This is a genomic window from Roseicyclus sp., assembly GCF_965662675.1.
In the GTDB taxonomy this organism is placed as follows: domain Bacteria; phylum Pseudomonadota; class Alphaproteobacteria; order Rhodobacterales; family Rhodobacteraceae; genus Roseicyclus.
Genome location: NZ_CBFIIK010000004.1, coordinates 77,169 through 94,509, shown reverse-complemented (window position 1 = coordinate 94,509; position 17,341 = coordinate 77,169). Strand labels below are relative to the sequence as shown.

Annotated in this window: 19 protein-coding genes, 1 tRNA gene and 1 rRNA gene; 10 read left to right on the top strand and 11 right to left on the bottom strand. The window is 62.2% G+C overall.

Going from position 1 to position 17,341, the window contains the following annotated elements; translation table 11 throughout:
• The 3 genes from ACTG4J_RS02115 to msrP form a co-directional block, all read right to left on the bottom strand.
• Window positions 1–123 (bottom strand): 16S ribosomal RNA (locus ACTG4J_RS02115); the annotation flags it as partial.
• A gap of 630 nt (window positions 124–753) precedes the next feature.
• Window positions 754–1,383 (bottom strand): protein-methionine-sulfoxide reductase heme-binding subunit MsrQ, encoded by a 630-nt coding sequence (msrQ, locus tag ACTG4J_RS02110; protein ID WP_439136837.1) that lies wholly within the window; start codon window positions 1,381–1,383, stop codon window positions 754–756.
• A 4-nt stretch (window positions 1,384–1,387) separates the two neighbouring features.
• On the bottom strand, window positions 1,388–2,293 hold the full coding sequence (gene msrP / locus ACTG4J_RS02105) for a protein-methionine-sulfoxide reductase catalytic subunit MsrP (protein ID WP_439136836.1): 906 nt from the start codon (window positions 2,291–2,293) through the stop codon (window positions 1,388–1,390).
• A gap of 318 nt (window positions 2,294–2,611) precedes the next feature.
• Between msrP and ACTG4J_RS02100 the strand changes: the two genes are divergently transcribed.
• Together ACTG4J_RS02100 and ACTG4J_RS02095 are read left to right on the top strand one after the other, a co-directional pair.
• Complete coding sequence (locus ACTG4J_RS02100) at window positions 2,612–3,094, top strand: fasciclin domain-containing protein (RefSeq protein WP_439136835.1); 483 nt, start codon at window positions 2,612–2,614, stop codon at window positions 3,092–3,094.
• A gap of 113 nt (window positions 3,095–3,207) precedes the next feature.
• A complete protein-coding gene (locus ACTG4J_RS02095) occupies window positions 3,208–3,702 on the top strand; it encodes a fasciclin domain-containing protein (protein WP_439136834.1) in 495 nt (164 codons plus the stop codon).
• 95 nt (window positions 3,703–3,797) lie between these two features.
• On the opposite strand, the gene clpB is transcribed toward ACTG4J_RS02095, so the two are convergent.
• Window positions 3,798–6,413 carry an ATP-dependent chaperone ClpB gene (gene clpB, locus ACTG4J_RS02090; RefSeq protein WP_439136833.1) on the bottom strand — a complete coding sequence of 872 codons (2,616 nt, stop codon included), beginning with the start codon at window positions 6,411–6,413 and terminating at the stop codon, window positions 3,798–3,800.
• 356 nt (window positions 6,414–6,769) lie between these two features.
• Between clpB and pyrF the strand changes: the two genes are divergently transcribed.
• Window positions 6,770–7,465 carry an orotidine-5'-phosphate decarboxylase gene (gene pyrF / locus ACTG4J_RS02085; RefSeq protein WP_439136832.1) on the top strand — a complete coding sequence of 232 codons (696 nt, stop codon included), beginning with the start codon at window positions 6,770–6,772 and terminating at the stop codon, window positions 7,463–7,465.
• On the opposite strand, the gene ACTG4J_RS02080 is transcribed toward pyrF, so the two are convergent.
• Window positions 7,462–7,746, bottom strand: a complete 285-nt coding sequence (locus ACTG4J_RS02080; protein WP_439136831.1) for a hypothetical protein — start codon at window positions 7,744–7,746, stop codon at window positions 7,462–7,464. The genes pyrF and ACTG4J_RS02080 overlap by 4 nt on opposite strands.
• Window positions 7,746–8,621, bottom strand: a complete 876-nt coding sequence (locus ACTG4J_RS02075) for an SPFH domain-containing protein (RefSeq protein WP_439136830.1) — start codon at window positions 8,619–8,621, stop codon at window positions 7,746–7,748. The genes ACTG4J_RS02080 and ACTG4J_RS02075 overlap by 1 nt, the downstream gene beginning before the upstream one ends.
• A 141-nt stretch (window positions 8,622–8,762) precedes the next feature.
• Between ACTG4J_RS02075 and ACTG4J_RS02070 the strand changes: the two genes are divergently transcribed.
• Window positions 8,763–10,016 carry a DNA polymerase IV gene (locus ACTG4J_RS02070; protein WP_439136829.1) on the top strand — a complete coding sequence of 418 codons (1,254 nt, stop codon included), beginning with the start codon at window positions 8,763–8,765 and terminating at the stop codon, window positions 10,014–10,016.
• A gap of 77 nt (window positions 10,017–10,093) precedes the next feature.
• Here ACTG4J_RS02070 and ACTG4J_RS02065 read toward each other — a convergent pair whose 3' ends face one another.
• Complete coding sequence (locus tag ACTG4J_RS02065) at window positions 10,094–10,951, bottom strand: N-formylglutamate amidohydrolase (protein ID WP_439136828.1); 858 nt, start codon at window positions 10,949–10,951, stop codon at window positions 10,094–10,096.
• A gap of 165 nt (window positions 10,952–11,116) precedes the next feature.
• On the opposite strand from ACTG4J_RS02065, the gene ACTG4J_RS02060 reads away from it, so the two are divergent.
• A tRNA-Val gene (locus ACTG4J_RS02060) sits at window positions 11,117–11,191 on the top strand.
• A 70-nt stretch (window positions 11,192–11,261) separates the two neighbouring features.
• Window positions 11,262–11,387 carry a type B 50S ribosomal protein L36 gene (ykgO, locus tag ACTG4J_RS02055; RefSeq protein ID WP_012177066.1) on the top strand — a complete coding sequence of 42 codons (126 nt, stop codon included), beginning with the start codon at window positions 11,262–11,264 and terminating at the stop codon, window positions 11,385–11,387.
• Between the two features lie 71 nt (window positions 11,388–11,458).
• Here the strand turns inward: ykgO and ACTG4J_RS02050 are convergent, their stop codons facing one another.
• Window positions 11,459–12,667 (bottom strand): hydantoinase/carbamoylase family amidase, encoded by a 1,209-nt coding sequence (locus ACTG4J_RS02050; RefSeq protein ID WP_439136827.1) that lies wholly within the window; start codon window positions 12,665–12,667, stop codon window positions 11,459–11,461.
• A gap of 98 nt (window positions 12,668–12,765) precedes the next feature.
• Here ACTG4J_RS02050 and ACTG4J_RS02045 point away from each other — a divergent pair, with 98 nt between their 5' ends.
• Both ACTG4J_RS02045 and ACTG4J_RS02040 read left to right on the top strand, forming a co-directional pair.
• Window positions 12,766–13,416 (top strand): histidine phosphatase family protein, encoded by a 651-nt coding sequence (locus tag ACTG4J_RS02045; protein WP_439136826.1) that lies wholly within the window; start codon window positions 12,766–12,768, stop codon window positions 13,414–13,416.
• Window positions 13,417–14,469: a saccharopine dehydrogenase gene (locus ACTG4J_RS02040; protein ID WP_439136825.1), complete on the top strand. Its 1,053-nt coding sequence runs from the start codon at window positions 13,417–13,419 to the stop codon at window positions 14,467–14,469.
• Between the two features lie 35 nt (window positions 14,470–14,504).
• Here the strand turns inward: ACTG4J_RS02040 and ACTG4J_RS02035 are convergent, their stop codons facing one another.
• The gene (locus tag ACTG4J_RS02035; RefSeq protein ID WP_439136824.1) at window positions 14,505–15,212 is read right to left on the bottom strand and encodes an HAD family hydrolase; all 708 of its coding nucleotides are present in this window, start codon (window positions 15,210–15,212) and stop codon (window positions 14,505–14,507) included.
• 151 nt (window positions 15,213–15,363) lie between these two features.
• Here ACTG4J_RS02035 and msrA point away from each other — a divergent pair, with 151 nt between their 5' ends.
• The gene (msrA, locus tag ACTG4J_RS02030) at window positions 15,364–16,032 is read left to right on the top strand and encodes a peptide-methionine (S)-S-oxide reductase MsrA (RefSeq protein WP_439136823.1); all 669 of its coding nucleotides are present in this window, start codon (window positions 15,364–15,366) and stop codon (window positions 16,030–16,032) included.
• 15 nt (window positions 16,033–16,047) lie between these two features.
• Here the strand turns inward: msrA and ACTG4J_RS02025 are convergent, their stop codons facing one another.
• Window positions 16,048–16,239 carry a YgaP family membrane protein gene (locus ACTG4J_RS02025; RefSeq protein ID WP_439136822.1) on the bottom strand — a complete coding sequence of 64 codons (192 nt, stop codon included), beginning with the start codon at window positions 16,237–16,239 and terminating at the stop codon, window positions 16,048–16,050.
• A 71-nt stretch (window positions 16,240–16,310) separates the two neighbouring features.
• Window positions 16,311–16,901: a Crp/Fnr family transcriptional regulator gene (locus tag ACTG4J_RS02020; protein ID WP_439136821.1), complete on the bottom strand. Its 591-nt coding sequence runs from the start codon at window positions 16,899–16,901 to the stop codon at window positions 16,311–16,313.
• 97 nt (window positions 16,902–16,998) lie between these two features.
• On the opposite strand from ACTG4J_RS02020, the gene ACTG4J_RS02015 reads away from it, so the two are divergent.
• Entirely contained in the window at window positions 16,999–17,331 is a 333-nt protein-coding gene (locus tag ACTG4J_RS02015) for a hypothetical protein (protein ID WP_439136820.1), read from the top strand.
• Window positions 17,332–17,341: the final 10 nt, after the last annotated feature.

The window sequence follows — 17,341 nt, the reverse complement described above, 5'->3', positions numbered from 1 at the left end:
AGAAGGGCACGTTCCCACGCGTTACTCACCCGTCCGCCGCTAGATCCGAAGATCTCGCTCGACTTGCATGTGTTAGGCCTGCCGCCAGCGTTCGTTCTGAGCCAGGATCAAACTCTCAAGTTGAAAAGCTGTTACCAGCTTATCCTTGACGTTCGAACCTCTGCACATCGTCCCTTCCGGCTAGGAAGGGACAGTCTCTGTTTGTTGTGCTTCGGGTTTCATCAGAAACCGAAAGCCGTCCAAACAGTGAAGCTGACACTCTATCATCGGACCGAAGCCCTAAGAGCGCGATATACAGAGGATGATCCATCGAATGGACCAAACCGCCCGCATATCTCTTCAGAAACCAGCAATTTCAAAGAGCTAGAGACAAAAATCAACCGACTGCGCTCTTCCTTATGAGCGCTGCCCGCCTCAGTGTGTCTCAGTTTTTTGTTTGCCTCCCGCAGCTTTGCCTTTCGGCGCGGCCTCGTTTGGCTTCCCGTTGGCACCTCAGCGCCGCCGGTGAGGGGGTATTTACGGATGGGGCCGGGGGGCTGCAAGGTCTTTTTTGCACAAAGATGAGATTTTTTGCACTGAGGGGGTATTTCCTCAATAAAACAGGAGTTTAATCCGTTAAATTTCTTTGGCGAAGGGCCGTTTTTTGCCGTCGTCCAAGTTTTCGATCGCGACTCGCCAGCGCGAAATCCGGCAGAATTGTGCCAAAGCGGCGAACACCCCCCATATATTGATGGGCTTGCGCCGAGTCGCCGCCTATTGCGTCGCGACTCGCGGCCGACGCAGCCGAACACGCAGCGCCAGCAACCCGATGACGGCCAGGAAATAGACCAGAGGTTCGATCTGGATGCCCTTGGCCAGCCAGATGTAATGCAGCGCACCGAGAATCGCCGCCGGATAGGCCAGTTTGTGTATCAAGCGCCAACGCGCCGGCCCCAAGCGCCGCAGCGCCAGATCATTGGATGTGAGCGCAAGCGGCAGAAGGAGAATGAAACCCGCCATCCCGATCGTCACATAGGGCCGCTTCACGATATCGGCCCAGATCGCAGAAAGCGTCTGCACATCGAGAATCGCCCAGACCAGCAAATGCGCCGTCACATAGAAAAAGGCGGTCACACCGATCGCACGGCGAAAGGGCATGAGGTTCAGCCCGGTCCATCGCCGCAATGGCGTGACGGCCAGACCGATCACGATCAGCTGTAGGGCCAGTTTACCATAGCGGTGTTCCAGCGCCTCGATCGGTTCAACCCCAAGACCCCCGGTCGCGGCCAGCCAGAACAACCAAACAGCCCAGCCAGCCCCTAGTATATATAGTAGCCATGCGGGAACACGGCGCAGCACTGCGTTGCCTTGCTGAATAAGCGTGGCGCCGATGGGGTTCGCCATCACCCTAGAACGAGACCGACAGGTCCATGCCTTCGTAAAGCGACGCGACCTCTTGTTCGTAGCCATTGAACATCAGGGTCGGAACACGGCCCGCGAACAGCCCGCCACCGATCCGGCGTTCCGTCGCTTGGCTCCAGCGCGGGTGATCCACATTCGGGTTCACATTACTATAGAAGCCATACTCATCGGGCTGGGCCGCATTCCAGCTGGCATAGGGCTCCGTATCGGTCAGTGTGATCCGCACGATCGACTTGATCGATTTGAACCCGTATTTCCACGGCACAACCAAACGGATGGGCGCACCGTTCTGATTGGGCATGGCCTCACCATAGATGCCTGTCGCCATAATCGTCAGCGGGTGCATGGCCTCGTCGAGGCGCAAACCTTCACGATAAGGCCAATCCAGAACCGGCAGGCGGACACCGGGCATCTCATCGGGGCGGAACGCGGTTTCAAAGGCGACATAGCGCGCACCCTCTTGCACACCGACACGCGCCAGCAGATCGGCCAGCTCGAACCCGTTCCACGGAATGACCATCGACCATGCCTCGACGCAGCGAAAGCGATAGATGCGCTCTTCGATGGTCATCCCCTCGAGGATCTGCTCGAAGCTATAGGTGCCGGGGTTGTCGACCATCCCGTCGATGACGATCGACCAAGGTTGGGTGGTCAGCATCGAGGCAAAGCGCGCCGGGTCTTCCTTACGCGTGCCGAATTCATAGAAGTTGTTGTAGGTCGTGATGTCTTCCCAGCTATTGGGCTCCAGATCGCCTTGTGCATGCACAACAGACCCGGCCAAGCCCGCGCCGATCATCGCGCCCGATCCGGCGATCAACTGGCGGCGGTTGAGAAAAACCGACTTCGGCGTAACATCATTCCATCCAAGATCCGATGTGTAGCGGCGGGCCATGGGTACCTCCCTTTTTGCTTTCGATTTACTGTGCCCACGATATGCACCCAAAACCAAGCGCCGCGAGAGCGGGTCACGAAACTGTTTTCCGACGTGATGGAATGAAACATTTGCGCTGATTCATTCACGCCATCTCAAATGATCTCACGCCTAATTGATTAGAATTCCCGATATTCACGGGCTTAGCCCTGCGGCGCATTCTGTCAAGCCATCAGGCGCAAATCCGCTTCACTTGAAAGCACTTGCGCATAAGCCACCTGTCACCGCGACGGGAGGGTCCAGTCCCCCTGCTCGTTATATCGCATAGGAGAGTTTGTGATGCGCAATACACTTATCGCCCTCGCGGCCACCACCATTCTTGCAGGTCCGGTATTCGCCGACGCACATGGCGGCAAGACCATCGTCGAAACCGCGATCGAAGCCGGAAGCTTCACCACGCTGGTCGCAGCCGTCGAAGCCGCGGGTCTGGTCGAGACACTTTCGGGCGAAGGCCCGTTCACCGTTTTCGCCCCCACCGATGAAGCTTTCGCCGCCCTGCCCGCCGGCACCGTCGAAAGCCTGCTCCTGCCCGAGAATCGCGACCAGCTGGTCGCCATTCTGACCTATCACGTCGTGCCCGGCGCGGTGATGTCGACGGATCTGACTGACGGCATGATGGCCGCAACCGTTCAGGGCGGCGAGATCACCATCGACCTCGACAATGGTGTCATGGTCAACGACGCCAATGTCGTCTCGGCCGATATCGCAGCCAGCAACGGCGTGATCCATGTCATCGACAAGGTGATCATGCCTGCGATGTGACCGAACAATCGCGGGGTGCGGTGCCGCCGTTCCCCGCGATCCAACGTGTAAACCAACGAGTAACCGGACGGGCATACACAGTCCCGTCCTTTATCCAATAGAGAGGAGATAACATGAACCGTCGCTTTATCTTGAAACTGACCGGTGCCGCCGGCCTCACCGCCCTGATCGCAGGCTGCACGCCGATGATGACAAGCGAGCCCGACATCGTCGATATCGCCGCATCCGCTGGCCAGTTCACGACACTCGTCGCCGCCGTTCAGGCCGCAGGGCTTGTCGATACCCTCAAGAGCGATGGGCCCTTCACGGTCTTCGCGCCGACCGACGCCGCATTTGCCGCGCTTCCCGCCGGCACGGTCGAGACGCTGCTGCGCCCCGAAAACCGTGATCAGCTCGTGTCGATCCTCACCTATCATGTCGTCCCCGGCGCCGTGACCTCGGATCAGCTGGCCGGCCAGCGCCTCGCCGTCGCAACGGTTCAAGGCCAGAACGTCCATGTTGATGGCCGCCACGGCGTGCGCGTGAATGATTCCACCGTCATTCAGGCCGATATCATCGCCTCTAACGGTGTGATCCATGTCATCGACAAGGTGCTGCTGCCGCGCTGAGCGCCGGGCGACCACCATCGCGAAACAAAGGCCCCCGTGATCGCCTCACGGGGGCCTCTTCTTTCCAGCATATCGATCATCTGATCAGATAAAGATCAGTGCAGCACGGCCTCGTCGGGCTTGGGCCGCTTGGATGGTGCCAAACGGTCGCCCACCATCAGCCCGTCGGGGCCGACGGTAACATGCACCGTAGCACCATCGCCAATGTCACCGGCAAGGATCATCTCGGCCAACTGGTCTTGCAGACTGCGCTGGATCACGCGCTTGAGGGGGCGCGCCCCAAAGACGGGATCGTAGCCTTCATCGGCCAGCCAGTGCCGGGCATCCTTGTCCAGATCGAGCGTGATCTTGCGCGCGGCAAGCCGCTTTTCCAACAGGCCCAGCTGGATCGCGACGATCCCGTCCATATCATCCCGCGTGAGCCGGTCGAAAACGATCATATCGTCGAGCCGGTTCAAGAACTCGGGCCGGAAATGGGCGCGGACCGCCTCCATCACATCATGCTTGGCAGCGGACGCATCGACACCATCGGGCAATTGGCTGAGCGCTTGGCTACCAAGGTTCGATGTCAGCACGATTAAGGTTTGCTTGAAATCGACCCGCCGCCCCTGACCATCGGTCAAGATACCGTCATCAAGCACCTGCAAAAGCACGTTGAACACCTCGGGATGGGCCTTTTCGACCTCGTCGAACAAGATCACCTGATAGGGGCGCCGCCGCACAGCCTCGGTCAGCACGCCACCCTCATCATAGCCGACATAGCCCGGTGGTGCGCCGATCAGCCGGGCGACCGAATGCTTCTCCATGAATTCCGACATGTCGATGCGCACCATCGCCTGATCATCATCGAACAGGTAAGCAGCCAAAGCCTTGGTCAATTCGGTCTTGCCCACGCCGGTCGGCCCAAGGAACAGGAACGAGCCAAGCGGCCGGTTCTCATCTTGCAAGCCAGCCCGCGCACGGCGAACGGCACGGCTGACGGCCTCGACCGCCTGCATCTGGCCGATGACACGCTTGCCCAACTCCTCCTCCATCTTGAGGAGTTTCTCGCGCTCGCCCTCGAGCATCTTGGACATGGGGATGCCGGTCCAGCGTTCCACCACGGCGGCGATCTGTTCGGGGCGCACGGCCTCTTCGACCATCACATCCTCATCTTGCGCCTCGGCGCTCGCGAGTTCCTTTTCAAGCTGCGGGATCACGCCATAGGACAACTCGCCCGCCTTCGCGAGATCGCCGTTGCGCTTGGCCTGATCCAGCTCGGCCCGCTTTTGATCCAGCTGTTCCTTCAGCGTGCGCGCCCGATCCAGCTTGTCGCGCTCGCCCTGCCATTTGGCGGTCATCTCGGCGGATTGCTGTTGCAGATCGCCCAACTCGCGCACCAGCTTTTCCAGCCGATCCTTCGAGGCTTGATCGTCTTCCTTTTTCAGCGCCTCAGCCTCGATCTGCATCTGCAGGATCTGGCGATCCAGCGCGTCGAGTTCCTCGGGCTTGCTGTCCACCTCCATCCGCAGGCGCGAGGCGGCCTCATCCATCAGGTCGATCGCCTTGTCAGGCAGAAAGCGGTCGGTGATATAGCGATGCGAAAGCGTGGCCGCCGCCACCAGCGCAGCATCCGAGATGCGCACGCCGTGGTGCAACTCGTATTTCTCCTTGATCCCGCGCAGGATCGACACCGTATCCTCGACCGTCGGTTCCTCGACGATCAAAGGCTGGAACCGCCGGGCCAGCGCCGCGTCCTTTTCCACGTACTTGCGGTATTCATCGAGCGTCGTGGCCCCCACGCAGTGCAATTCACCCCGCGCCAAAGCCGGCTTGATCAGGTTGGCGGCATCCATCGCGCCATCCGATTTGCCGGCACCGACCAACGTGTGCATCTCGTCGATGAAAAGGATAATCTCACCGGCGGCGGCCGTGATCTCGCCCAAAACGGCCTTGAGCCGCTCTTCGAACTCGCCGCGATATTTCGCGCCCGCGATCAGCGCGCCCATGTCAAGCGCCATCAATGTCTTGTTGCGCAGGCTTTCCGGCACATCGCCATTGACGATCCTGAGCGCCAGCCCCTCGGCGATGGCGGTCTTGCCGACGCCGGGCTCGCCGATCAGCACCGGGTTGTTCTTGGTACGACGGCTGAGAACCTGCATCGCACGGCGAATCTCTTCGTCGCGTCCGATGATCGGGTCGATCTTGCCCTCGCGCGCGGCCTCGGTCAGGTCGCGGGCATATTTCTTGAGCGCGTCATAACTATCCTCGGCCCCCGCCGAATCGGCGGTCCGCCCCTTGCGCAGATCGTTGATCGCTGTGTTCAGCGATTGGGCATTCACCGCGCCCGCCTCCAACGCCTCGCGCGCGGGGCTTTGCACCACCGCAAGTGCTGTCAGCATCCGCTCAACCGCAACGAAACTATCGCCGGCCTTTTTCGAGAGCTTCTCGGCCTCGTCCAGCACTTTGACCAACTGCCGGTCGGACACCAGCCCACCCGCATCGCCCGTCACCTTGGGAATGCGCGACATGGCAAGATCGACCGACTCGCGCACCCGCTCGGGCGCGCCGCCTGCGCGTTTTATCAGCGCGGCGGCCATCCCCTGTTCATCATCCATCAATGCTTTGAGGATATGTTCGGGACCGAGTTTCTGGTGGTCTTCGCGTTGGGCGATCGTTTGGGCGGCTTGCAAAAAGCCACGGGCGCGATCGGTGAACTTATCCAAGTTCATCTTCGTATCTCCTTTTCCAAGCGCCCGGTCGGCAACCACCCGTCTCGCGGCATGGTGGCCATTGGGCCTCGATCTTCATGTGGGAAGCAAATTCTTGACCTGCAAGACGCAACAAGGTCTCGACATCAACATTCGGTGCGACTAAAGTTGCAAACAGTGTCAAAAGTTTCATCGCGGTTGCGTGTGTACTAATCGCGAAAGGGGGGCGTCGACCCGAGTATAGGCGCCCCCCGACTTGTTTCCCGCCCATCTGATCCACCAAAAACGGTGTCGACCCGCAGATTTGGCACTTCATATGGACATGGCGCCATTCGCCACCTAGGAACGGGCGATCCCCGAACCGAAAGGTGCCAAGCATGTCCGATGACCGCCTGATCGTCGCGCTCGATGTTCCCAACGCCATCGAAGGTCTCAATGTGGCCGAGCGCCTTGGCACAATGGTCGATTTCTACAAGATCGGGCTAGGCATGCTGACCGGCGGCGGTCTTGGGCTGGCCAATGAACTCAAGCACGAGCATGGCAAGCGCGTCTTTCTGGACATGAAGTTCTTCGATATCGGCGCGACGGTCGAAAAGGCTGTTCGCGGGATCGCGGGGTTCGATTTCGACTTTCTCACCGTCCATGGCGACCCACAGGTCGTGCGCGCCGCCAAAGAGGGGGCATCAGGCACGCCACTCAAGATCTTGGCCGTGACGATCCTTACCTCCAACGACCGCGCGGATCTGGATGCCAACCTGATCGTGCCCGGCGATATCGCCGAGATCGTGACAACCCGTGCCGCGCGCGCATTTGAGGCGGGCGCCGATGGCGTCATCGCCTCTCCGCAAGAGGCCGCGATGATCCGTGCCTTGCCCCAAGCCAAAGGTCGCCTGATCGTCACCCCCGGTGTGCGCCCGGGCGGCGCGGATCTGGGCGACCAAAAACGCGTGGCAACCCCGGCACAGGCCATCGCCGATGGTGCCGACCACATCGTCATCGGCCGCCCGATCTGGCAATCGCCCGATCCCCGCGCCGCAGCACAAGCGATCCTGGCGCAGCTGGCGACCGTTTAATTGTCGTTGATATCGTGGTCGAAACTCTTGACCTGCCCGCGATAGACCCCGACCCAGCGCCGCAGCGCCAACCAGCTCACCAGCGAGACAATCGCGAAAACGAGCAGCAAAAGCGGCAAAGATCCCGCCAGCCCGACCGACAAGGGACCGCCGAACAGCAAAAGCGCCGCCACCACGGCCGCGCCCAGCGCAAATCCCAACAACACGAAACTCGGCAACAAAACCTCACCGATCGCAAGCAAGGCCGCCGCCGCGCCCCAAACCCACCAGGCCGCCCACATCAGCTACGCCCTTTCAGCATCGAAAACGCCTTGCCAAAGGCATCGACCGCATCGGCGGGCACGATGATCGTCTGGCTGCCCTGCCCCTTGCCGACCTGCCCGATGGCCTTCACCTGTTCGAGCGCAATATTGTATTGCACCGCCTCCAGCCCGCCCTTTGCGATCGCCTCGGCAACGACGCCCGTGGCATAGGCCTCGGCATCGGCTTCGACCCGGCGCGCCTCGGCTTGCTGGCGGGCGGCGTAAAGCTCGGCATCGGCGGCCAGTTCGACGGCGCGTCTCTGCCCCTCGGCCCGCGTCACGGCGGCGCGCCGTTCGCGTTCGGCGTTCAACTGCTGCAGCATCGCATCGCGCGTCGCCTGATCGAGACCCACATCGAGGATTTCGGCGCGCGTCACCTCGATCCCCCAATCATCGACGGCCCCCTCGACCGCCTCCTTGATCCGCAAGATCAGGCTTGAACGGTTCGATTGCACCTCGTCCAGTTCCATCTTCCCGATCTCGGCGCGCACGATCCCCGCAACGGTGGTGGCGATCGCGGCATCGACATCGCGGATACGATAGACCGTCCGCTCGGGATGCAGCACGCGGTAGAACACGCTCGTCTCAACGACCAAAAGCACGTTGTCGGTGGTGATCGCATCTTGGCTGGCGGTGGGCAACTGCCGCTCGAGGATCGACACCTTATGCGCGATCCGATCCAAAAACGGCACGATGAAGTTGATCCCCGGCCCCAGCACAAGGCGCAACCGCCCAAAGCGCTCAACCACATGCTGCTCGGATTGCGGCACGATGCGGATCGCAAGGAAAATACAAAGGATGATGAACAGCGCAAACAGCAATATAACGATGTTTCCGCCCAGTATTTCCGTCATCAATTGGTCCATTTGGTTACTCGTCTATTGGATTTCGGGCTTCTTACCCATGATATGCGGTCTTCGCCCCCGTAATGCCAGCCGTAATGCGCCCTGCCGCGATACCTTCCGTCATCCGTTGAAACGGCTTATCCTCGCATCATGCCCAGCCTGTGCCGCGATTGCCTGACCTGTTTTGACCAGCGCGCGCGCTGCCCCGCCTGCGCCAGCCCTCGCATCACCGTACATCCCGAGCTTTGGGATCTCTCCATCGCCCATATGGATTGCGACGCCTTCTATGCCTCGGTCGAGAAACGCGACAATCCCGAACTGCGCGACAAGCCCGTGATCATCGGCGGCGGTCGGCGCGGCGTGGTCTCGACGGCCTGCTATATCGCGCGCATCAAGGGCGTGCGTTCAGCCATGCCGATGTTCCAAGCGCTCAAACTCTGCCCCGAGGCGGTGGTCATCCGCGGGCGCATGGACGTCTATGCCGAGGTCAGCCGCCAGATCCGCGCCATGATGGCCGAGCTGACTCCAGCCATCGAACCGCTCTCGCTTGACGAGGCGTTTCTCGACCTGTCCGGCACCGCGCGCCTGCATGGTGCGCCGCCCGCCGTGCTCGTGGCAGGTCTGGTCAAGCGGATGCAGACCGAATTGGGGATCACCGGCTCCATCGGGTTGTCGCACAACAAGTTTCTGGCCAAGCTCGCCTCCGATCTCGACAAACCACGCGGCTTTTCGGTGATCGGGCGGGCCGAAACGATGGATTTTCTGCGCGACAAGCCCGTGCGCATGATCTGGGGTATCGGGGCGGCCGGCCAGACATCACTGGAACAAGTCGGGATCCGAAGCTTCGCGGACCTCCGCCGCTGGGAGCGCAAAGATCTGCACGCCCGTTTCGGCACCATGGGCGAGCGCTTGTTCCATCTGGCGCGCGGCGAAGATACCCGCCGCATCAGCCCGGACCGGGCTGTCAAATCGATCTCGAACGAGACGACCTTCAGCGATGACATTTCTGATCCCGAGCTGCTCGATGGCCATATCTGGCGCTTGGCCGAGAAAATCTCCGACCGCGCCAAGGCAAAGGGGCTGGCCGGACGCGTCGTGACGCTCAAGCTCAAGCGCAACGATTTCAAATTGCTCACCCGACGCGCCTCGCTCGATGACGGCACCCAGATCGCCGACCGCATCTACCGCATGGCCCATGCGCTGTTGGTTCAGACCGACCATCCCAAACCCTATCGGCTCATCGGCCTTGGCCTTTCCGAACTTGTCCCCGCTGACGCGGCGGATCGCGGCGGTGATCTGCTCGATCCGGACCAAGCACGCCGCGCCGCCACCGAGCGTGCCACTGACATGATCCGCGCTCGCTTCGGGGCCGATGCCATCCTCAAGGGGCGGGCACTGCGATAAGCACCCGCTTCTTCGTTTTCCAAATATCCCGGGGGAGGCCGAAGGCCGGGGGCAGAGCCCCCAAATCAGGCCGTGCCTTATTGCGCGGCCAGTGGCACCCGGCCCGGCCGTGCGATGATGACGCGCGTAATGACACGCGTAATGATATCCTGGACGCTGTCGAAATCCGCATTTCGGCGCAGCGCGCGCTCATCCATGTAAAGGCCGCGATCGATTTCGATCTGCACCGCGTGCCACCCCCGCGAGGGGCGCCCGTAATGCTGCGTGACAAAAGCGCCTGCAAAGGGCGCATTGCGGATCACGCTCAAACCTTCGCCCAAAAACCCATCCTCAAGCGCATCGAGGATCTCACCGGCCGCCGATGCCCCGAATCGATCACCCAACACCACCTGCGGCCGCGGCCGGCCGGGCCGCGCGACGCTGTCGAGTGCTTCATGCGGCATGGAATGGAAGTCCAAAAGGACTGCCTCGCCAAAAGCGGCGTGGGCCGTGTGCATCAACCCTTCGAGCGCAGCGTGATAGGGCCGCCAGACCTGTGCAATACGCGCCTCGGCCTCGGCGCGGGTGATCTTGCCGCGGTAAATCGCGCGGCCATTGGCCACGACGCGGGGAATCACACCCAACCCCGAGGAAATCCGCGGCGTCTGCATCACACGGGCGACCCCCTCGACCACGGCGGGATCCAATTCATCGGGGCTGCGGTTCAGATCCAGCCAAGCACGCGGATATTCCGCCGCCAAAAGCGGGGCGCCAAGGCTGGGTGCCTGTGCGACCAACAGATCCATATAGGCATCTTCAGACGATCTGACGCCGGCATCATCCAAGACGCTCGCCTGCAAGAACGCCGTTGGATAATGCCGTCCCGAATGCGGCGAGGCAACGACCACGGGCGTCAACAACTCATCGGGACACACAAGGCGAAAGGCAGGCTGCATCGACGCTCCGTTCAAACTTCAAGTCTCATGATATAGCGGATTTTGCCGATAATCCAAAAGCTCTTGAACCCCCACCTCAATCCTTCTATAGACCCGTCACCCAAGCGGCGGGATGCGCGGAATCGGGCCCTTCGGTGGTCTCTCCTAGCAGACGTCCCGGGCAAAGGGCGGTTAGCTCAGCGGTAGAGCACTACGTTGACATCGTAGGGGTCACTGGTTCGATCCCAGTACCGCCCACCATGAACCGGTCCGCAAGGACCAAATGAAACCTACAGGCGCGACGCCCGCGCCGCGACGAAGGAGACAGGCCATGAAGGTCAAGAACTCGCTCCGCTCGCTCAAGCAGCGTCACCGCGATTGTCGCGTCGTGCGCCGCAAGGGTCGGGTCTATGTGATCAACAAGACCCAGCGCCGGTTCAAAGCCCGCCAGGGCTGATCCTGCGCCTTCGGCACAGCGAAAAAAGCCGCCCCTCGGGGCGGCTTTTTCTTTGCGCGCACGATCGTGTGTCAGCCGATCCGCGCTGCGGCATCGGCCAAGACCTGCAAGCCGGTGACCAAATCGGCCTCGCCTGTGTCTTCGTCGAAAGCATGCGAAATCCCCCCGATCGAGGGAACAAAGACCATACCCACGGGCATCAGTGCCGCCACATTCGAGGCATCATGCAATGCACCCGACGGCATCATGCGCCAGCGATCGGGTGCAACGGCCTGTGCAGCTTGCGCCAAGATGGCCTGCAAACTCAGATCCATGGGCATGGGCGACAGATCGTGGCGCAATCGCTTGGCCGAAATCTCGCATCCCGTGTCAGCGGCGATATCATCGAGCAATGCCATGATCGTGGCCTCCATCCGGTCGAGTCTGTCGCTGTCGATATCACGCCATTGCAGCGAGAAACTGGCCCGCCCCGGCACGACCGAGGCCGCGCCGGGATGCAGCGCGATATGCCCAATGGTCCAGACCGATTGCGGCGTCACGATATTGGCGAAGCGCTCGGGCAGGGCGGTTGCGATTCGCGCCGCAACGGTAAATGCATCGCGCCGATGCGCCATCGGCGTGGTGCCTGCGTGATTTTGCTGCCCGGTGATCGTGATCTGGACCTGCCGCAGCCCCACGATCCCGGTGACCACGCCGATCGCCTCGCCCGCCAGATCCAACACCGGGCCTTGCTCGATATGCATTTCCAAAAATGCGCTGAACCGCGCAGGATCGACGAAATCGCCGCTCCGCCCCGCCAGCACCGCGCGCGCATCGGCAAAGCTCATCCCATCGGCAGCGACCAAGGCATCGGCCGCAGCCAATGACAGTTTCCCGGCCCAAACCGAACTCCCCGTCAGCGCGCCAAAGCGCCCTTCCTCGTCTTGGAAGCTGACCACCGAGATTGGCGGTCCGCCCGCCGCGCGCGATGCACGCGCGATTTCCAGCGCGGCCACGACCCCCAAGGCGCCGTCCAGCCAGCCGCCCTCGGGCTGCGTGTCGCTATGAGAACCGAGCAATAGCGACCGACCCGGCGTCAAGCCGAACAGATTTCCCACCGGGTCAAAGCGCGGCTCCAGCCCCGCCGCGGCCATCTTTTCAGCCAACCAGTCGCGCGCGGCCAAGTCTTCGGCCGAAAACGCGCGCCTGCGCACACCCTTGCTGGCGCTGTCGCCACCAATGGCGCGCAAAGCGTGCAGATCGGCGAGGAAACGGGCGGAATCGACGGGAATGGGTGTCATGGCTTTGTTGAAGCACGCCGCGTGCCATGCGTCCAGCCGGGCCTTGCGATCCGGGCCGCGATCGCCCATCACCGGGCAAAGACGCGAAAGGAAGCGATATGGGTGAACTGGTTCTCGTGCGTCACGGACAGGCCAATTCCGCCGCGCAAGACGAGGCGGGTTATGACCGTCTGTCCGATCTGGGCCACCAACAAGCCCGCTGGCTGGGCGAATGGCTGCGCGACCACGACGCGCCCTTTGACCGTGTGCTGACCGGATCGCTGCGCCGCCACCGCGAAACACTCGCCGCGATGGGCGAGATGGGGGCCACCCCTGAAATCGATGCCCGCCTGAACGAGCTGGATTATTTCAACCTGACCAAGGCGCATGCCGTGCGCAACGGCACCTCCCAGCCGACGCCCGAGAATTTCGTCCATCACATCACCGATGTGATGCAGGCCTGGCAACGCGCGGAAATCCAAGGCGATGAAAGCTATGCAAACTTCGAGACCCGCGTGGCCGAAATGCTGACGCTCGCCGCCCGGCCCGGCAGGCGTGTGCTTTGCGTTACCTCGGGCGGCGTGATCGGGATGATGGCGCGTCATCTGCTCGATCTCGATATCGCACGCATGTCCCATCTGCTGGTGCCGATCCGCAATTGCTCGATCCATCGGATCATGGTCTTGCCCGATGTCCAGATCCTCGCTGGGTTCAACGCCACCCCGCATCTGGATGGCCCTGACCGCATCCATGCACGCACGGAGTATTGAATGGTCCATCTCTGGGTCCGCGCGGAGAGCCGCCCGAATGAAGACCGCGTTGGCCTGACGCCGGAAGGTGCTGCCGCGCTGATCGGGGCGGGCATCAAACTCACGATCGAGCAAAGCCCGCACCGCGTCTTGCCGCTTGCCGATTATATCGCTGCAGGCGCAGAGCTGGCCCCCGAAGGTAGCTGGCCCAGCGCCCCGCGCGACGCGATCATCTTCGGCCTCAAGGAATTGCCCGAGGATGGCACGCCCTTGATCCATCGCCACATCATGTTTGGCCATGCCTACAAGGGGCAGACGGCCGGCCGGGTGCTGCTTGATCGCTTCGCCGCGGGCGGCGGGATGCTTTACGATCTGGAATATCTCGTCGACCCGGGTGGCCGCCGGGTTGCGGCCTTTGGCTATTGGGCGGGCTATGCGGGGGCTGCGGTCGCAACCATGGCACTGATCGCGCAGATGCATGGGGCGATTTGTGAGCCGATCGCGGCCATGCCCGATGCCGCCCGGCTCCGCGCCGCTATCGCGCCGGGATTAGCCGCCCTGTCAAAGCCACCGCGCGTGATCATCATCGGGGCCAAGGGCCGCGTCGGCACGGGGGCGACAGATTTTTGTCGCGCCATGGGGCTGGAAGTGACCCCTTGGGACATGGCGGAAACCGCCCATGGCGGCCCATTCCCCGAGATCTTGGATCACGCGATCTTTCTCAACTGCATTCTCGCCATGCCCGGCGTGCCGGTTTTCGTCCCCGAAAGCGCCACGACCGCGCCGCGCGCCTTGCGCGTCATCGGCGATATCGCCTGCGATCCGGGGTCCGATTTCTCACCCATCAAGGTCTATGACCGGATCACCGATTGGGCCGCTCCGGCCTTGCGTGTACATGACGCGCCGCCGCTTGATGTGATCGCGATCGACAACCTACCCTCGCTCTTGCCGCGCGAAAGCTCGCAAGATTACGCCGCCCAACTCCTGCCAAGCCTGATGACACTCGACCGGATCGACCAAGGCGTATGGGCCCGGGCGAAATCGACCTTCGATCAGCACATCGACACGGCCTGAGCCCTTCATCTTTCCAAAAATACGCGCCTTGCCGCTTAGCGCAGGGGCAAGGCCACCGCGCGCATCGCTTCATAGAGCGGCAGCGCAGCGGCCAATAGCACGGCGCGTTCTGGCGGCACTTCGGGCAATGGCCCCTCGGCCCCGGCAAAACCGGTCGAGCGATGCACCGCGTGATACCAATGCGCAGCCCAGACACCGTCGAAATCCTTGGCGCCCGCGGGCCATGCAAGCATGCCCGCGCGAAACGGCAAGCCGATCTCGGCGCACAGCCCGCCCAGCGCACGGGCAGGGTCGGCACGGATATCCTCAGCCGCGATCACCGGGCCGCCCAAAGCTTGCCAAAGGCGCAACTGCTGGGGATAGCCGATATCCTCCAGCGTGATCTCCTTGCGCTTTTCGGCGTAGCTCGCGATCACCCGCGCGGGGTGGCGGATCAGGTGGATATTCACGCAATTCCCCGCCCATCCCAGCGGGAAATCCGGCAGCATGTGATGGGGCATATGTTTCATGTACCAATGCGCCGCACCATCCGGCACCGGGCCTGCACAAGCTGCGGCCACCGCTGATGGGTCGGTCGCATGGGCGGCGAGAATTTCGTCCCGCATCGGGTGATCGGCCCCGCTTGCGGCAAGATAGGGGGCATAAAACGGCTCGTCCCAGACCGCGCAATCGCCGCGCGCGGCAAAGGCATACATCATCGCGGTCGATAGATTCCGTGGCCCCGACCACATCGCGATTTTCACGATCCGCCCCCGTTCTTGTCTTTTTCAACCAGCGCCACGGCGCGGCACCCTTCACAGCGGGTCACGCCTGCGTGAGATCACGCATCCTTGCCTTGTAGGATATCAGCGCGGCAGGCGAAATATCCGCACTGACCCGAGGAGGCTTTTGCCGATGCGCCGCAAATCACTGATCGACCTGATCAAGACCGTGTCCCTTGGCATCGCCATCGGCGCGGCGATCATGCTACAGCCGATGCGCGCCCATGCCGCCGATATCCGAACCACGATCGTGGCCGGCGGCTGTTTCTGGTGCGTGGAGGCCGATTTCGAACCCGTGGAGGGCATCATCGATGTCGTGTCGGGCTTTGCCGGCGGCAATGTCGCCAATCCCAGCTACCGCGCAGTGGTGGCGGGCGGCACCGGCCATCTCGAGGTGGTGCAGATCACCTATGACGCCGAGATCCTGCCCTATGATCGGCTATTGCATCTGTTCCTGCGCGCCATCGACCCGACCGATGCACAAGGGCAGTTCTGCGACCGCGGCCCAAGCTATGCCAGCGCGATTTTCGTTGAAAACGCCACCGAGCGCGCCGCCGCACGCACGGCGCTGGACAGGGCGGCGGCGGCCTTGGGCCGGCCCGTCGTCACCGCATTGCGCGACGCGGCACCCTTCTATCCCGCCGAGGCCTATCATCAGGACTATTATCTCTCCGACGAGATCATCCTGACGCGCTTCGGACCACGCCGGAAATCGGTCGCCTACACGATGTATCGCGATGCCTGCGGTCGCGATGACCGCTTGCGCGCCCTTTGGGGTGCCGAGACACCTTTTGCCAAGTGATCCCGGCGCGCCGTTTCAGGACTTGATCGCGCAGGTATTGATGCCGAGCAGTCGGTAAAGCGGGCAAAAGCCGACAAGACCGGTCACCAGCGGCACGATGCCGATCCAGCCCCAGGGCGTCTGGGGGCCTACGAAGACCAGCGCGAGCAATGCAAGGCCGGCGATGATGCGTAGGGCGCGGTCGATATTGCCTTCGTTACGGGGCATGAGATGATTCCTTTCTGGTTGGATCATGGGCAGAGCCTAGCCCATAGACCCCACGCAACGCGGTGACACTGTCACCGATCAACTGCGGCAATCCGTTCCAACCCGGCGCGGTCGGTGATCTGCACACCGCCCTTGTGCTGCACAACAAGACCCGCGCGCGACAATGCGGCCAACCTGCGGCTGACAAAGGCGCGACCCGATGCCGTTTCAGCGGCAAGCGCCACATGGGTGAATGCGACGAAACCTTGCGCATCGCACAGCCGCAGAAGCACGCGCGCCAGCCTTTCGTCGAAACCAAGAAGCGCGACCTCTTCGACCACGCGCTGATACTCGACAAATCGCTGGGCGACGCCGTTGAACACGAGCTTGCGAAAGGCGGGATCATCGGCCAGCGCATCATGAAACGACTGTGCCGGGATCATGCGCCCGGTCACATCGGCCTCGACTACGCCCTCGGCGCTGTAGCGATCCCCATCGATCAGGCAGCCGAAGGTCTGAAGGCATACGGTCCCCGCGCTGACGCGATAAAGCACCACCTCGCGCCCATTGGCGGCGGTCAGGCTCACACGGATCACACCGGTATCGACGATGAGAAACCCCGGACAGGCTGCGCCCGGCTCGAACAAGACATCACCCTTGCGGGCAGCAAATTGGCGTAACATGGCCGATCACCTGCGATTTACATCGTCAATCTCTTGCGCCGTGGCTGACGCGTCAACCGGGATTGACCCGCGCCCCATTCCAGCGCAGATCGGTGCCATGACCGACGATCCCAAACCGCGCCGTGCCCAGCATGTCTACACCCTTGTGGTCGAGGTCGGCCGCAAGGCCGGCGATGGCCTGCCCGACAAGGCGACGGGGGCCGCGCTGTTGTGCTACGCATCGGGCGTGGATGAGGCCGAGGCAGTGCGCGAGACGGTCGCGATCTTGAAACAGGCGGATATGGCGCCGCTGGATGTGACCGGACATGGCACGCGCGAAGAGCGTCTCGAAGCCGGGGACGAGATCGGCGAAGACGAAGTGGCGCTGATGCAGCGCGCCGCAGAGGAAAACGCGGTGATCGTCGCGCAGTTGACGCCCTTCTACGACTGACTAGGTCAAA

Excerpts from the sequence above, each read along its gene's own strand:
- msrA (WP_439136823.1), top strand. The coding sequence starts at position 15,364 with ATGCGCCGCAAATCACTGATCGACCTGATCAAGACCGTGTCCCTTGGC.
- pyrF (WP_439136832.1), top strand. The coding sequence starts at position 6,770 with ATGTCCGATGACCGCCTGATCGTCGCGCTCGATGTTCCCAACGCCATC.
- ACTG4J_RS02075 (WP_439136830.1), bottom strand. The coding sequence starts at position 8,621 with ATGACGGAAATACTGGGCGGAAACATCGTTATATTGCTGTTTGCGCTG.
- ACTG4J_RS02040 (WP_439136825.1), top strand. The coding sequence starts at position 13,417 with ATGGTCCATCTCTGGGTCCGCGCGGAGAGCCGCCCGAATGAAGACCGC.
- ACTG4J_RS02095 (WP_439136834.1), top strand. The coding sequence starts at position 3,208 with ATGAACCGTCGCTTTATCTTGAAACTGACCGGTGCCGCCGGCCTCACC.
- ykgO (WP_012177066.1), top strand. The coding sequence starts at position 11,262 with ATGAAGGTCAAGAACTCGCTCCGCTCGCTCAAGCAGCGTCACCGCGAT.
- ACTG4J_RS02020 (WP_439136821.1), bottom strand. The coding sequence starts at position 16,901 with ATGTTACGCCAATTTGCTGCCCGCAAGGGTGATGTCTTGTTCGAGCCG.
- msrP (WP_439136836.1), bottom strand. The coding sequence starts at position 2,293 with ATGGCCCGCCGCTACACATCGGATCTTGGATGGAATGATGTTACGCCG.
- ACTG4J_RS02100 (WP_439136835.1), top strand. The coding sequence starts at position 2,612 with ATGCGCAATACACTTATCGCCCTCGCGGCCACCACCATTCTTGCAGGT.
- ACTG4J_RS02065 (WP_439136828.1), bottom strand. The coding sequence starts at position 10,951 with ATGCAGCCTGCCTTTCGCCTTGTGTGTCCCGATGAGTTGTTGACGCCC.
- msrQ (WP_439136837.1), bottom strand. The coding sequence starts at position 1,383 with ATGGCGAACCCCATCGGCGCCACGCTTATTCAGCAAGGCAACGCAGTG.
- ACTG4J_RS02025 (WP_439136822.1), bottom strand. The coding sequence starts at position 16,239 with ATGCCCCGTAACGAAGGCAATATCGACCGCGCCCTACGCATCATCGCC.
- clpB (WP_439136833.1), bottom strand. The coding sequence starts at position 6,413 with ATGAACTTGGATAAGTTCACCGATCGCGCCCGTGGCTTTTTGCAAGCC.
- ACTG4J_RS02080 (WP_439136831.1), bottom strand. The coding sequence starts at position 7,746 with ATGTGGGCGGCCTGGTGGGTTTGGGGCGCGGCGGCGGCCTTGCTTGCG.
- ACTG4J_RS02070 (WP_439136829.1), top strand. The coding sequence starts at position 8,763 with ATGCCCAGCCTGTGCCGCGATTGCCTGACCTGTTTTGACCAGCGCGCG.
- ACTG4J_RS02050 (WP_439136827.1), bottom strand. The coding sequence starts at position 12,667 with ATGACACCCATTCCCGTCGATTCCGCCCGTTTCCTCGCCGATCTGCAC.
- ACTG4J_RS02045 (WP_439136826.1), top strand. The coding sequence starts at position 12,766 with ATGGGTGAACTGGTTCTCGTGCGTCACGGACAGGCCAATTCCGCCGCG.
- ACTG4J_RS02015 (WP_439136820.1), top strand. The coding sequence starts at position 16,999 with ATGACCGACGATCCCAAACCGCGCCGTGCCCAGCATGTCTACACCCTT.